Genomic DNA, 14,392 nt, shown 5'->3' with positions numbered 1-14,392 from the left:
AACATGATGGGCCTTGGCCGGTGACGACTTGTCTGTGAAGTGGGGATCATCCGATGAACGAGAACGAAATCCGCAAGTCCATCGCTGAGGTGAAGCAAGGCAAGCTATCGCGACGTTCGTTCATGCAGACGATGGCTGCGATCGGGATCGCAGCGCCGGTCGCGAGCCAGATCCTGGTCTGGAACGACATGGCGATGGCGGACACCACGCTGCCTTACAAGCCGACCAAGGCCGGCGGCGGCGGCCCGCTCAAGATCCTGCTCTGGCAGGCCCCGACGCTGCTCAATCCGCATTTCGCGCTCGGCACCAAGGACCAGATCGCCTCGCGCGTCTTCTTCGAGCCGCTCGCCGGCTGGGACAAGGAGGGCAACCTCGTCCCCTGCCTCGCGGCCGAGGCTCCATCCAAGCAGAACGGCGGCCTTTCGCCGGACGGCCTGAGCGTGACCTGGAAACTGAAACAGGGCGTGAGGTGGCATGACGGCAAGCCCTTCACTGCCGACGATGTCGTCTTCACCTGGCAATACGCCTCGGATCTCGCGACCGCGGCGTACACCACGGGTTCCTACAAGGACATCACGGTCGAGAAGATCGACGACCACACCATCAAGGTGCTGTTCAAGGCGCCGACGCCGTTCTGGGCCGATCCCTTCGTCGGCTCGGTCGGTCCGATCCTGCCGAAGCATCATTTCGGCGATTATGTCGGCGCGAAGTCGCGCGAAGCGCCCGGCAATCTGAAGCCGGTCGGCACTGGTCCCTACAAATTCGTCGAGTTCAAGCCGGGCGACCTGATCCGGGCCGAACGCAATCCCGACTATCACGTCAAGAACCAGCCGCATTTCGACACGCTCGAAATCAAGGGCGGCGGCGATGCGGTATCCGCGGCGCGCGCCGTGCTGCAGACCGGCGAATATGACTACGCCTGGAACATGCAAGTGGAGGAGGAGGTCCTCAAACGCATGGAGGCCAGCGGCAAGGGCAAGCTCGACGTCACGCCGTCAGGCAATGTCGAGTTCATCATCCTCAACACGACCGATCCGTGGACCGAGGTGGACGGCGAGCGCTCCAGCCCCAAGACCAAGCACCCGACGCTGTCCGATCCCGCCGTTCGCCGCGCGATGAACTTGCTGATCGACCGCGAGTCGATCCAGAAGTTCATTTACGGGCGCGGCGGCGTCGCCACCGCGAGCTTCGTCAACGCACCCAAACAGTTCAAGTCGGCCAAGCTGAAATACGAGTTCGACGTCGACAAGGCCAACAAGGTCCTGGATGACGCCGGCTGGGCAAAGGGCGCGGACGGCATCCGCGAGAAGGACGGCAAGAAGCTCAAATTCGTCTTCCAGACTTCGACCAATGCGCCGCGTCAGAAGACGCAGGCCATCATCAAGCAGGCCTGCCAGAAGGCCGGCATCGAGATCGAGATCAAGGCGGTCACGGCATCGGTGTTCTTCTCGTCCGACGTCGGCAACCCCGACACCTACTCGAAGTTCTATGCCGACATGGAGATGTACAACACGACGCAGCCGCAGCCCGACCCGGAGCGCTTCCTGAACCAATGCGTCTCCTGGGAGATTTCCAACAAGGACAACAAATGGCTCGGCCGCAACGTCTCGCGCTGGTCCGATCCCGAGGCCGACAAGGCCTACAAGGCCGCCCAGAACGAGCTCGATCCGGTCAAGCGGGCCGCGCTGCTGATCAAGGTCGACGAAATTTTTTGCGAGGCCAACGTGTTCCTGCCGCTTCTATCCCGCAACATCGTCAACGCAGGGGTCAACAATCTCATGGTCGACATGTCAGGCTGGGACGTCACGACCTGGAATCTGGCGAGTTGGTACCGCAGCTGACGCTTTCCAGCTCAATTGCCAGTTCAATCCTTGCGAGCTCAATCCCTGCCGGCGAATTGACGGTCGAGGTTTGACGCAGTGTCTGCGCTTCTCAGCCGCTTCATCAGCTCATCCCGCTCCTTGCCGTCGGGCAACGCCTCGGCCTTTTCGCGGATGGTCCTGGTGAACTCTGCAAGCCGCTCTTGAAGCGTGGTGGTTTGCTGAACGCGACGCCGCCTGTGCACGATCGGGTCTCCATGTCATGGCACCATGCGGTGCCTTTCCGCATGGCCGATGATAAGAGCGAGCGCAGCCATGTCTGCATCAAATGATATAGTTCAAGCCATTTGGTGCCGACGCCCTTTGTGCACATGTGAACAGTCGGAGCTGCCTTCAGCTGCCGGTCCGGAACGAAAATGACGGCTGTTACATTGACGCGGCGAGACAGCACGGACGCGCCATGGGCAAGATATTGATCAGCACCGCCGTCGTAAGCCTGGCGCTCATCATTGCCTTCGCGGTCTATGTCATCACTCTGTGAATTGCCGACAGCAGAAGCCAATGATGGTGCGGCTCGGACATCACCCGCGCGCGCAGCAATCGACCAACAGGTCCCAGATCCGCTGCGCCTCGGCCGGCTTGCGGGCTTCGAGCCCCTTCTCCGGGTCGGACTGCGAGTGGCCCGCCACCGGGTGCGTTTCGCGCGGCACGATCCATCTCTGGGAGATCGGGTCGTACCATTTTCCGATCATCATTTCAGTCACGCCGATCGACTCACCGATTTGATCCTGGGCGGAGCTACGGCTCACGGGCTTCGTCCAATCCCATTCGCCGCGCCTCGCCCATTTTACAAATCGGCTTCTTGCCCGATCGTTCCTGCAACGGCTCAGCCAGGCCGCGCCGGATGAAGCGTACGGGGATGCCGCTCGTGCAGCAGCCGCGCGAGCTCTTCCCGCTCCGCTGGCCGTCCCTTCATGGCGGTCTCGAACAGCGCTTCCTGGATGTCGCGGGGCATGTCACCCCAGACGTCCATCGCCGCTCGTCCGAGCAGGCTCGCAAGATGATCCGCTCCATCGCTCATTCGGCTCTCCTGATCTGGTCACGGGAATGGAACAGCTGCAGCTGTGCGGCGTTCCAGTTCCATCATTGACAAGGAGACGTCGTTTACGGGATTCTTCACCAAGGACATCAAATCGATGGAAGACCTGCTGCTGCACGGGCTGCAGGATATCTATTACGCGGAACAGCAGATCCTCAAGGCGCTGCCGAAGATGATCGATAAGGCGACAAACAAGGACCTCGTCGCCGGTCGAGGCGTACTGGTGAAGACATGCTGGGCGTGGCGGCCCTGCTCGCAGGGCTGCCACGTTCTCGTCGCACGTTCGGTCAGATGAACGGCTTGCCGCCGGTGACCGCCAGGGTCGCTCCCGATGTGTAGCTCGAGAGCGGATCGGCGAGCATGACATAGGCTGTCGCGAGTTCGGCCGGCTGGCCGGCCCGTTGCATCGGCACCTGCTTGCCGAAGTTCTTCACAGTGTCCTCCGCCATCGTCGACGGAATCAGCGGCGTCCAGATCGGACCCGGGGCGACCGCATTGACCCGAATGCCTTTGCTCGCCAGCATCTGGGCGAGCCCACCGGTAAAATTCTGAATGGCGCCCTTGGTCGTGGCATAGGCCAGCAAAGTCGGATTCGGCATGTCGGAGTTCACCGACGCGGTGTTGATGATCGCCGCTCCCGGGCGCATGTGGGGGACCGCAGCCTTGGTGAGATAGAACATGGCGTGGATATTGGTCTCGAACGTCCGCTGCCATTCCTCGTCGCTGATGTCAGCGATCTCCTTGAACGTGTCCTGATGCGCCGCGTTGTTGACGAGGATGTCTATTGCGCCGAACGCCTCGACGGTGCGCTGGATGATCGCGCGGCAATGATCGGGATTGCGGATGTCGCCGGGGATCAGGACGACCTTGCGTCCTGCGCGCTCCACCAGCGTCTTGACCTCGGCGGCATCCTCGTCCTCGTTCAAATAGGCGATGACGATGTCGGCACCTTCCCTGGCATAGGCGATCGCGACCGCGCGGCCGATGCCACTGTCGCCTCCGGTGATAATTGCCTTCTTTCCGCTCAGGCGCCCGGCGCCCCTGTAACTTTCCTCGCCATGATCCGGTCGCGGGTTCATCGCGCGCGTCGAACCGGGCATCGATTGCTGCTGCGGCGGAAAAGGCGGCTTTGGATAGTCGGTCATGAAGCGGCTCCAGAGATTTACTCCGCTAACGGAAAGCTTTCGGAAGCGTTCCTCGCTGTTCCATCACGCCTCGTGGCCAAGCCTTACGATGATGTCGCTCCGCAACAGGGCTGGCGCGTCGGCGGCGCCCAATCGCCATAGGCTCTCGCCCGCAACCAGCGCCGGCATGGGCAGTTCGCCGTCCGCGAAATTGGCGACGATCTGCAAGATGTCTCCGTTCGCCGTCCGCCAACGGGCATCCAGGCCGCCCTTACGCTGGTTCTCCCCCAGCAACTTGCAATGAGCCGAAAGGAAACCCCGTTTGATCAGCGGAACGATCTTCTCGCGCCGTATCTTCAGCAATCGGGATGTTAGGCTGCGAAACCTGGCGCTGGCGGGAGAGCGGTCGATGCCGGTCCAGTCGAGCTTCGATGCCGCGAAGGTTTTTTCATCGCACGGATCCGGAATCCTGGCGCGTATGTCGGGCGTCGAGAACGCCTTGAAGTGCGCGAACTCCTTACGCCGCCCTTCCCGTGTCAGCTCGGCAGCTTCGCCGGACCAGTCTGCGAAAAACAGGAACGGTGTCTCGGCCGCGGCTTCCTCACCCATGAACAACATCGGAATGTGCGGATTCAAGAGAACCAGCGCCATGGCCTGATCCAGTTTCTCCGGACCGACCAGCGCGGAAAGCCGCTCCCCGAGCGCGCGATTGCCGATCTGGTCGTGGTTCTGGGCGAAGAAGATGGTGGCCTCAGGCGGCAGATGCGCGCTCGGCTCGCCGCGCGGTTCGTCATGCAGCGGAAAGACTTCGCCCTGATAGGCAAAGCCCTCGGTGAGCGCTCGCGCGAGATGTTCAAGCGGCCTGTCTGCGAAGGCGCGATAGTAGCCTTCGTCCTCACCCGTCAAGAGGACGTGGAGCGCGTTGTGAAAATCATCGCCCCATTGCGCGTCATAGAGCCGGGTTCGCCCTTGAGCACGGTCGAGCAGGCGGGCCTGATTGGCCTCGTTCTCCAGCATCAGATGCACGCGTCGGCCCGGCAGCTGACTGCGAACCGTCTCGGCAAGCTCGATCAGGAAATGGCGGTCGGAATCGTCCTTGAGCGCGTGAACCGCATCGAGCCGCAAGCCGTCGAACCCGTAGTCGCGCAGCCACATCAACGCGTTCTCGATCAGGAACTCGCGCACGAACGCGCCGTCGTGTCCCTCGAGGTTGACGGCAGGGCCCCAGCCGGTGCTATGGCGCGTGGTGAAGAAGCTTTCCGCATAGAGGTGCAGATAGTTCAGCTGCGGCCCGAAATGGTTATAGACCACATCGAGGTAGACCATGATGTCGAGGGCATGCGCCGCGCGTAACAACCGCTTGAGGTCTTCCGGCCTGCCGTAGCGCGCATTTGGCGCATTCAGCAGCACGCCGTCATAGCCCCAATTGTGCCGGCCGGGGACGTCATTGAGCGGCATCAGCTCGATTGCGGTGATGCCGAGATCGTGCAGATAGGGCAACTTTTTCTCGACGCCGGCATAGGTGCCTTCCTCACTGAAGGTGCCGACATGCAACTCGTAGATCACGGCCTCCGCCCAGGGGCGGCCGGGATAGAGCACCGAGTCCCGGAACGTCGCGGTGTCGATCACCTCGCTCGGCGCCCCGACGTCGTCTGGCTGGAAGAACGAGGCGGGATCGGGAACGACCAGGTCTTCGTTGATCCTGAACTGATAGCGCGTGCCGACATGCGCGGTGGGACTCAACAACTGGTACCAGCCATCATGGTCGCGCGTCATCCGGAGTGGCGGCCGGCCGGCTTCGAGCAATTCGACCGATTGCGCCGTCGGCGCCCAGAGATTGAAGCAGACCCCGTGATCGAGGCATCGAGGGCCGTGGTGTCGCGCTTGCCCGGCCATTCCCAATCTGTGACTCAAACCTGGCCGCCTTTGCGTGGCTGGAAGTAACAGCACGCTTCGCGAGGCTCGATTTTACGATCGCTCGAGCATGCTCAGGACGGGAGAAGCCGAGATGGAGGCATTCGTTCCTCAGGCCGGCGCCACACCGATGCGCCGTGCGCGTTGTGTGCACTTTTGGGCCGAGGTGCGGCGACGATGGTTGGGGAAGATCACTGTTGCAAACAGGGAACGGAATCGCCTCGGCGACGGTTGCAATTCTACACGGGAGTTTTCGCCATGCGCCGCTCGAAGCCACAGCCGATCCGCAACAAGCTCGATCTTGCCGACCGTACTCAGGTGCGGCTCGTCAGAAAGCGTCTCGGACTGTCAGATGCGGAGCTGACCAGCATCGTCGAGCGGACCGGCAACTCGATTGCGGCCATCAGCAAGGAGGCGGCGCTGCAAAGGGCAACCACGCTGCCCAAGCCGGACGATGTGCCTCCCGCCGCCGCGATCGCTTCGGCGACCGTCGGCGAGCAGGCGACGACGGAAGTGACGGCAATCCCACCAAATTCTTGAACGACTTTTCGGGGCAGCGATGGATCAAACAGTACATCCAGACGACGCCCTGACGCGGGCGGCTTCGCGCCTGCGCCGCTCCCGCATCAGCGAGGGCAAGCCGTTTCCGCTCGGCGCCACCTGGGACGGGCTCGGCGTCAATTTCGCGCTATTTTCGGCCCATGCCACCAAGGTCGAACTCTGCCTGTTCGACGACGACGGCGAGACCGAACTGGAGCGGATCGAACTCCCGGAATATACCGACGAAGTCTGGCATGGCTATTTGCCCGCGGCCCGTCCCGGCACCATCTATGGCTATCGTGTTCACGGCCCCTACGAACCCGACGCGGGACACCGCTTCAATCCCAACAAGCTCGTGCTCGATCCTTACGCCAAGCAGCTGGTCGGCCGGTTGCGCTGGGGACCGGAGCTGTTCGGCTACCAGCTCGACCATGCCGAAAGGATCTCTCCTACGACGAACGCGACAGCGCGCCCTTGATGCAGAAATGCCGCGTCATCGACCCGGCCTTCACCTGGGGCGCCGCGCGCAAGCCGGAAGTGCCATGGGAGCGGACGATCGTCTACGAGATGCACGTCAAGGGTTTTACCCAGCTGCATCCGCTGGTGCCCGACGCAGACCGCGGCACGTTCTCCGGCCTCGCGCATTCGGAGGTCCCGGCCTATCTGCGATCGCTCGGCATCACCAGTGCAGAATTGCTGCCGATCCATGCCTTCGTCGACGACAGCTATTTGGTTGAGAAAGGCCTGCGCAATTACTGGGGCTACAACTCCCTCGCCTTCTTCGCGCCGGAGCCACGTTACCTCAAGACGCCGTTCGCGAACGAATTCAAAGCCATGGTCAACCAGTTCCACGCCCATGGCATCGAGGTCATCCTCGACGTCGTCTACAATCACACCGCTGAAGGAAACGAGCTCGGCCCGACCCTGTCCTTCAAGGGCATCGACAACGCTAGCTATTACCGCCTGCTGCCGGACCAGCAGCGCTACTACATCAACGATACCGGTACAGGGAATACTGTGAACCTGTCGCACCCGCGTGTGCTGCAACTCGTCGCGGATTCCCTGCGCTATTGGGCGACCGAGATGAGGATCGACGGCTTCCGTTTCGACCTCGCCACCATCCTGGCACGGGAGCCCTACGGATTCGACGAAGGCGGCGGCTTTCTCGATGCCTGCCGCCAGGACCCCGTGCTCTCCAGCGTCAAGCTGATCGCCGAGCCTTGGGACATCGGTCCGGGCGGCTATCAGGTCGGCCAGTTTCCGCCGGGATGGGCGGAGTGGAACGACAAGTTCAGGGACACGGTGCGCGCCTTCTGGAAGGGCGACGAGGGATCGATCGCGGACTTCGCCAAGCGCGTGTCCGGATCCGGCGATCTCTTCAACAAGCGCGGCCGCCGGCCGTGGGCCAGCGTCAACTTCGTCACCGCACATGATGGTTTCAATCTCAACGATCTCGTCTCGTACAACGACAAGCACAATGAAGCCAATGGCGAGGACAATCGCGACGGCCACAGCAACAATCACTCCTGGAACTGCGGCGCCGAGGGACCGACGGACGATCCGGACATCATTGCGCTGCGCGAGCGCCAGAAGCGCAATCTGCTGGCAACCATGCTGTTGTCGCACGGCACGCCCATGCTGCTTGCCGGTGACGAATTCGGACACACCCAGCACGGCAACAACAACGCGTACGCCCAGGACAACGAGACCACATGGCTCGACTGGATGGGCATCACCGCGAACGGCCGCAGCCTGCGCGAATTCACCCGAAAGCTGATCGCCACGCGCAAGGCATTTCCGATTCTCTACCGCAGCCGCTTCCTGGTCGGCTCGCACAATGAAGAGCTGGACGTGAAGGACGTGACGTGGCTCGCGCCGTCCGGAGAGGAAATGACGACGGAGCAGTGGCAGGACGGCAACGCCAAATGTTTCGCTTTGCTGCTCGACGGCCGCGCCCAGGAGACCGGCATCAAGCGCCGCGGCTCGGACGCAACCATGCTGCTGATCTACAATGCTCATCACGACGTCGTCCATTTCACCCTGCCCGCCGTCGCCGAGGGACGCAGCTGGGTCGGGTTGATCGACACCAATCAACCGGAGGGGCAGATGCCCGCGTTCGACTTCGGGCATGTTTATGTGATGACCGGGCGATCCCTCGTGGTGTTCGGTCTCGCCACCGAGAGCATCGCCACCCGCCGCCTGCGCCAGGGCCTGGGAGCGCTGCTCGACGTCGTGGAGGCGCCGCTGCCGGGATAGTCGCCACGATCAGGCGAGCCGATGCTTTCGAGTTGATGACAATAGGGAACGCACGCAGGTCACCGGCGTTCGAGTAGATGGGGCATCAGTCGGAGAACACCGAGATGAAGTTCACAGGTGCCGTTATCCTCGCCGCTCTTGCGCTGCCTGGTGCAGCTTGGGCGCAGGCCAGCAAGCCTGACGTTTCGTCCGCGCCGAGCGCGCAGAATTCGGGTGCCGGCATTGCCGGACAGCCCGGCAACAAGAACGGTCCGGCCGCCAAGCCCGGTGAAACCGTCGGATCAAGTTCGACAAACTCCACCGGCAACACCGCCGTGCAATCGCAGGACCCGGCGCATATTCAGGGCGCACCGGGCAACAAGAGCGGGCCGCCCGCCAAGCGTCCGGACCAACGCTGAGCGAGTACGTCCACAATCCTGCCGATCGTCTTTGAACGACCTGCGCCTGATCGGCGCAGGTCGTTTCGCTAGGAACGAACACTGAAGCCGCCCGTTCGGAAGACATCTTCTTTTCCTGCCCTCCCAATCCGAGAGTCCCGCCATGTATCATCACGTCAAGAAGCTGATGTTCACCGTTCGCGTCGACGAGCCGGATCCGCGCTTCGGCAACATGCTGCTGGAGCAGTTCGGCGGCGCCAATGGCGAGCTCGCCGCCGCGATGCAGTACTCGATCCAGGGATTGAACTGTGAGGATCCCGATCGTAAGGACCTGCTGATGGACATCGGCACCGAGGAGCTCAGTCATCTGGAAGTGGTGGGCACGCTGGCGCGGATGCATCTCAAGCCCTCGAAGTTCGACCGCCAGGCGGCCGAAGCCGATCCCCTCATCGCCATCGCGGGCGGCGGCGGAGTCAATCTGTTCAACTCGCAGGGCAATGCCTGGACCGCCGACTATCTGAAGATCACCGGCGAGCTCGACGTCGATCTGCGCAGCAACATCGCCGCAGAGGCGCGGGCCAAGATCGTCTATGAGCGGCTGATCAATTTCTGCGACGACGCCGGCAGCAAGGACGCGCTGCAGTTCCTGATGACCCGCGAGATCACGCACATGAAGGCGTTCGCGCTGGCGCTCGAGAGCATGGGCAAGCCGGCCTTCAGCATCGGCCGCATCGCCCCGACGCCCGGCCTTGTCGACCAGTTCTTCAACGATTCCACCGGCGCCGGCGACCATGGCGAGATCGACACGCGCGGCCCCTGGAACGAGGGCGGCGACTGGGTCTTCACGGAGTCGCCGGCGATCCAGGCGGGCGAACCGGGTCCGGCCTCGGCCATCGTCACCGAGAGCTCGCCGCCGGCCGACGAAGCGGGTCTCGGCGATCTGCTCATCAACGAGCTGCGCGATATCTTGCATGCCGAGAAGCAATTGACCAAGGCGCTTCCCAAGATGGCGGAGGCCGCCCGCTTCGACCAGTTGCGCGAGCTGTTCGAGCAGCACTTGGCGGAGACCGAAGCACAGGTCGAGCGCATCAACGAATGCTTCGAGATGCTCGGCAAATCCGCCCGCGCCAAGCCCTGCAAGGGCATGATGGGCCTCGTCGAGGAGGGCCAGGAGATCATGGCCGAAGGTGAGGACAAGGAGGACGCGGCGGCCGACCTCGCGCTGATCGGCGCGGCGCAACGCGTCGAGCACTACGAGATCGCAGGCTATACCACGGCGCGCAACCTCGCCCAGCAGCTTCGCCACAGCGCCGTTGTCGCCCTGCTGTCGAAATCACTCGCGGAGGAGGAGAACGCGGATCAGCTCCTCAACCAGGTGGCCCGCTCGCTGATGTCGGTGGCGAAAATGCCCGCGGCAGTCGAGCAGACCGAATGATCCCTAGCCGTCCAGCAGGTCGAGAAACTCCTCGACCCGGCTGAACGGATCCGCGTCGCGGCGGCCGGCGTGAACGACGCGGTCGCCGTCGCGCTGCAGCGCTCCCGTCTGCGACTTTCCTCTGGATTTCCGCAGCCGCCCCGGCAGGAACGTCGCGGCGACCGCCTCGGGCCCGACATCGAGCCTGACGATGCCGCGCCGTTTGCAATCGATCCGGAGCCTGGCGGATGCGAAGAAGTCGCGGGCCTCCGGCGGCAACCGACCGAAACGACGCGAGATCTCCTCCTCCAGATCTTCCAGATCGTCGTCGCTTCGGCATCGGGCAGCGCGGCCATAGATCTCGAGCCGGACCGCTTCCGATTGCACGTAGCCCTCAGGCAGCATGTCGGCCAACGGCATATTGAGATCGGGCACCCACAGATCGGCGCCGGCGTCGCTGCCTCGCTCGGACGCCCGCTTCAGCAGATGACTGTAGAGCACCGGTCCGAACACCTGGACATGGCCGGACTGCTGTTCCGAGAACAGATCGCCGGCGCCCCTGAGGTCGAGGTCGCGCTCGCTGATCGCAAAGCCGGCACCCGGCTTGCTGAACTCCTCCAGTACCGCCAGACGTTTCTCGGACTGCTCTGAGGTCGATTCCGTCAGCAGATGGGCAAAAGCGCGCGTGCCGCCGCGTCCCACCCGTCCCCTGAGCTGATGCAGCTGCGCAAGCCCGAACTTTTCGGGCCAGCACACCACGATGGTGTTCGCGCGCGGAATATCGAGCCCGCTTTCCACGATATTGGTCGCCAACAGCACGTCCGCCTCGCCGTCGACGAAACTCATCATGCGGTCGTCGATCTCGTCCACGGGCAACCTGCCGTGAAGACAGACGATGCGCAGCTCCGGCGCCACCGATTGCACCCGCGCCAGCATCGGCTCCAGATCCTGGATGCGTGGGCAGATCAGGAAGCTCTGACCGTGCCGCCTGCGCTCGCGCAGCAGCGCCGCGGCAATGGCAGCGTCGGACAGCGGCGCGATCCTGGTCACGATGGGAAGGCGATGAACCGGCGGCGAGGCGATCACGCTGAGGTCCCTGAAGCCGGCAAGACCCGCCGCGAGCGTGCGCGGGATCGGCGTGGCGCTCATCCACAGCGAATGGGCCCCCTTGGCGAGGCCTGAGAGCTTCGCCTTCTCCGCCGCCCCGAAATGCTGCTCTTCGTCGATGATGACGAGGCCAAGGTCGGCGAACTTCACGTCCTTTGCCGCAAGCGCCTGTGTGCCGACCACGACTTTCAGCGTGCCGCGCCGCAGCCCCTCCTTGGTCTCTCGCGTCTCCGGGCCTGAACTGGCCCGCGACAGGCTTCCCACCTCGATCCCAAGAGGGCCGAACCGTTTGCGGAAGGTTTCGACATGCTGCCGCGCCAGCACGGTCGTCGGCGCCGCGATCGCCACCTGTTTGCCGGACAGCGCCACTGCGGCCGCCGCCCGCAGCGCGACCTCGGTCTTGCCGAATCCGACATCACCGCAGATCACCCTGTCCATGGGATGGCCCGCCGCAAGATCGTCGAGGACGTCTTGAATGGCCTGGCCCTGGTCCGCTGTCGTGAAATAGGGGAACCGTGCGACGAATTTTTCATAAGCCGGCCCCGGTGGCACCAGTTTGGGTGCACGACGGCGGAGGCGCTGGCTGATGTGTTTGGCGAGCGCCTTGGCGGCGACTTGGATTTCCGCTTCCGCCTCGGTACGCCGCGCCCACCAGCTGCTGCCGTCCGCCTTGTCGAGCGTCAGCTTGCCGGGTTCGCCGGCATAGGGCCAGATCACCGCAAGATCGGCCGGTGGAACGAGCACGGCATTGTCGCCCGCGAATTTGAGCCTGATCATCTCGCGTCGCGATCCCTTGCCCATATCGAGGGTCTGCAAGCCATCGAGCACGGCTAGCCCGCGTTGCAGATGGACAATGGCGGCGCCCTTTTCGGGCACATCGGGATGATCGAACGCCGGGTTCCATGCGCGCGCCATCGGCTGGGGATGATGGGCCCGGCTGCCGAGCACGTCGGACGCGGTCACGACGACAAGCGGCTTGCGGCCGGCGCCAATGAACCCCGCGTCGAAATCGGCCAGCAGCGCGCCTTCGCGGCTCCGTGCCTTCGCCACCTCGCTCCAATCGGCCAGGCGCTCCGCCTTGATGCCGCTCATGCGCTCCATCGCGCGAAGGTCGTCCTCGACGGCCGCGACGAACAGCAGCCGCGATCCGCCGCGCTGCATGTCGGCGACGAAGGCGCGAAGCGCCTTGCGCGGCGAGGCCAGCTTCGAGAACTCCGGAGTCGAGATGAAGGCGGCCTTGCGCGGCAGCACGCTGATGCGCTTCTTCAGCTGCTTCCAATCCGCCTGCCCCAGATACTCGCGCTCCGCATCCCTGCGGCCGGCGGCGTCCTCAATCGTGGCCTGCCAGCTCTCGGCGTGGGTCGATACCCCGGCATCCGCGATCCACCGCGCGCGGCTGCAATAATCAGGCAGCGTCGCCCGCTGTCCGCGCGTAGCTCCCAGCGCGATCCGCTCGGACATGGGATCGATGATCAATTCCGCGGTCTCGTAGACGACCTCGTGCTCGATCGGATCGACCGCGACGATCTTGCGAATCGTGTCTCCGGAATGCTCGATCCGGAAGGGAGCGAGCGCGCCGGCGGGAAACACTTCGAACGTCTTGCCGTGGAACAGGACGCCGCCCGGATACTCCGCCTCTTCGTCGAGATCGTAGCCGAGAGCCTCCAGCCGCGTCTCCAGCTCGGGCCCGGAATAGGGCGCGCCCACCTTCAGCGTGAGGCTCGACCGCGACCAGCTCGCCGGCAGCGGCAGCCGTTCCATGATGGCTTCCGCGGTCGACACCAGGAAGACGGGCTTCTTTGCCTTGGCGAGACGCCGCAGCACCGAGCTGCGCCGTCCCGCGATCTCGCGGGATGGCTCGAGGCCGTCGAAGGGCAGCGTGTTCAGGCGCGGAAACACCAGCACGTCGACCGAGGGATCGAGAGCGTGAATCACGCCGCCCAGCCGCTCCGCCCTGCTCTCGTCGTCGCAGAGGAAGACGAGGCCGTCGGACTTCTCCCACTGCTCGAGCAGATGCAGCGCCAGCATGCCGAGCGGCGATGAGGAGGCGACCGCGGAACGCGAGGCGCTCTTGTCCGGACGCTTGCTTGTCGAGCTCCTGCTTCTCGAGCTTGTGCTCTTCGTGCTCTTGCTTTTCGCGCTCTTGCTTAGCGAGCCTTTGCTTTTTGAGCTCTTGCTTTGTGTCTTTATCGCGCCGGTCGTGGCCCGGGCTTTCCTGGTGGGCGCCAATGTGTATCCAACTTTGTTTCGCAAATAGAGGCGAGCGACGACGAGCCCTCCCGTTGAGCTCCGTCGATAACGCGCCTCGGGCCTGAGCGCCCAATGACGTCATTACAATTTTGCAATTGCGTTGAAAAGCAGAGACAGAGCGTGAAGGCAAGCGGCTTGGACGGCCAGAAGGCTAGCGGGCTATTGCAGGACCTTCGGCAGCACTACGACCACATCCACGCTTTGCGCGAGGATATGCGTTGCGACCACAGCGAGCTGGTGCGAGAACTCGTCCTCGATCTCGGCCGCGCAGTCTTCGTCGCTGGCAATGGCAAACAGCAGATTGCCGTCGATTTCGTCGAACCGGATGCCGGCGAACAGGCGATCGAAAATCTCGGCGCCCGCGATGTACGCGATTCGCGCCTGGATGGCCTGGTCCTCGACGAGCGACAACTTCCTCATGGACGCAACATATGGCCGCACCATCCGAATGCAAGAGCAGGAGAGCGCTGGCGCGGCGTGCCTTGCGAACT

The 14,392-nt window shown here is 63.5% G+C and carries 12 protein-coding genes and 2 pseudogenes; 7 read left to right on the top strand and 7 right to left on the bottom strand.

Going from position 1 to position 14,392, the window contains the following annotated elements:
• Positions 1-53 precede the first annotated feature (53 nt).
• Complete coding sequence (locus ABIB80_RS09120; protein WP_354127224.1) at positions 54-1,841, top strand: peptide ABC transporter substrate-binding protein; 1,788 nt, start codon at positions 54-56, stop codon at positions 1,839-1,841.
• Positions 1,842-1,879: 38 nt separating this feature from the next.
• On the opposite strand, the gene ABIB80_RS09115 is transcribed toward ABIB80_RS09120, so the two are convergent.
• The 3 genes from ABIB80_RS09115 to ABIB80_RS09105 all read right to left on the bottom strand — a co-directional run bounded on the left by ABIB80_RS09115 (position 1,880) and on the right by ABIB80_RS09105 (position 2,901).
• The gene (locus ABIB80_RS09115) at positions 1,880-2,065 is read right to left on the bottom strand and encodes a hypothetical protein (RefSeq protein WP_007595953.1); all 186 of its coding nucleotides are present in this window, start codon (positions 2,063-2,065) and stop codon (positions 1,880-1,882) included.
• A gap of 336 nt (positions 2,066-2,401) precedes the next feature.
• Entirely contained in the window at positions 2,402-2,629 is a 228-nt protein-coding gene (locus ABIB80_RS09110) for a hypothetical protein (protein ID WP_354127223.1), read from the bottom strand.
• A gap of 77 nt (positions 2,630-2,706) precedes the next feature.
• The gene (locus ABIB80_RS09105) at positions 2,707-2,901 is read right to left on the bottom strand and encodes a hypothetical protein (protein ID WP_027519884.1); all 195 of its coding nucleotides are present in this window, start codon (positions 2,899-2,901) and stop codon (positions 2,707-2,709) included.
• A 115-nt stretch (positions 2,902-3,016) separates the two neighbouring features.
• Between ABIB80_RS09105 and ABIB80_RS09100 the strand changes: the two are divergent.
• Positions 3,017-3,130 (top strand): annotated as a pseudogene (locus ABIB80_RS09100) (DUF892 family protein); the annotation flags it as partial.
• A 76-nt stretch (positions 3,131-3,206) separates the two neighbouring features.
• Here ABIB80_RS09100 and ABIB80_RS09095 read toward each other — a convergent pair.
• Both ABIB80_RS09095 and treZ read right to left on the bottom strand, forming a co-directional pair.
• Entirely contained in the window at positions 3,207-4,064 is an 858-nt protein-coding gene (locus ABIB80_RS09095; protein WP_354127222.1) for an SDR family oxidoreductase, read from the bottom strand.
• Between the two features lie 63 nt (positions 4,065-4,127).
• The gene (gene treZ / locus ABIB80_RS09090; RefSeq protein ID WP_354127221.1) at positions 4,128-5,939 is read right to left on the bottom strand and encodes a malto-oligosyltrehalose trehalohydrolase; all 1,812 of its coding nucleotides are present in this window, start codon (positions 5,937-5,939) and stop codon (positions 4,128-4,130) included.
• Positions 5,940-6,215: 276 nt separating this feature from the next.
• Between treZ and ABIB80_RS09085 the strand changes: the two genes are divergently transcribed.
• From ABIB80_RS09085 to ABIB80_RS09070, 4 genes and pseudogenes are all read left to right on the top strand, one after another.
• Positions 6,216-6,497: a DUF3606 domain-containing protein gene (locus ABIB80_RS09085; RefSeq protein WP_354127220.1), complete on the top strand. Its 282-nt coding sequence runs from the start codon at positions 6,216-6,218 to the stop codon at positions 6,495-6,497.
• Positions 6,498-6,516: 19 nt separating this feature from the next.
• Positions 6,517-8,753: pseudogene (glgX, locus tag ABIB80_RS09080) on the top strand (glycogen debranching protein GlgX).
• 104 nt (positions 8,754-8,857) lie between these two features.
• Entirely contained in the window at positions 8,858-9,151 is a 294-nt protein-coding gene (locus ABIB80_RS09075) for a hypothetical protein (RefSeq protein ID WP_007595967.1), read from the top strand.
• Between the two features lie 142 nt (positions 9,152-9,293).
• A complete protein-coding gene (locus ABIB80_RS09070; protein ID WP_007595978.1) occupies positions 9,294-10,565 on the top strand; it encodes a DUF892 family protein in 1,272 nt (423 codons plus the stop codon).
• 3 nt (positions 10,566-10,568) lie between these two features.
• On the opposite strand, the gene ABIB80_RS09065 is transcribed toward ABIB80_RS09070, so the two are convergent.
• Positions 10,569-13,679: a DEAD/DEAH box helicase gene (locus ABIB80_RS09065; RefSeq protein ID WP_035993472.1), complete on the bottom strand. Its 3,111-nt coding sequence runs from the start codon at positions 13,677-13,679 to the stop codon at positions 10,569-10,571.
• Between ABIB80_RS09065 and ABIB80_RS09060 the strand changes: the two genes are divergently transcribed.
• A complete protein-coding gene (locus tag ABIB80_RS09060; RefSeq protein ID WP_219681540.1) occupies positions 13,678-13,908 on the top strand; it encodes a hypothetical protein in 231 nt (76 codons plus the stop codon). The two genes, ABIB80_RS09065 and ABIB80_RS09060, sit on opposite strands and share 2 nt — an antisense overlap.
• A 152-nt stretch (positions 13,909-14,060) precedes the next feature.
• Here ABIB80_RS09060 and ABIB80_RS09055 read toward each other — a convergent pair whose 3' ends face one another.
• Complete coding sequence (locus ABIB80_RS09055) at positions 14,061-14,321, bottom strand: hypothetical protein (RefSeq protein ID WP_007595982.1); 261 nt, start codon at positions 14,319-14,321, stop codon at positions 14,061-14,063.
• Positions 14,322-14,392: the final 71 nt, after the last annotated feature.

The sequence above is a fragment of the Bradyrhizobium sp. i1.15.2 genome (assembly GCF_040548425.1).
GTDB classification, from domain to species: Bacteria; Pseudomonadota; Alphaproteobacteria; order Rhizobiales; family Xanthobacteraceae; genus Bradyrhizobium; species Bradyrhizobium canariense.
Note: the sequence above shows the minus strand (reverse complement) of the source record. Positions and strands in the feature narration are given on the sequence as shown.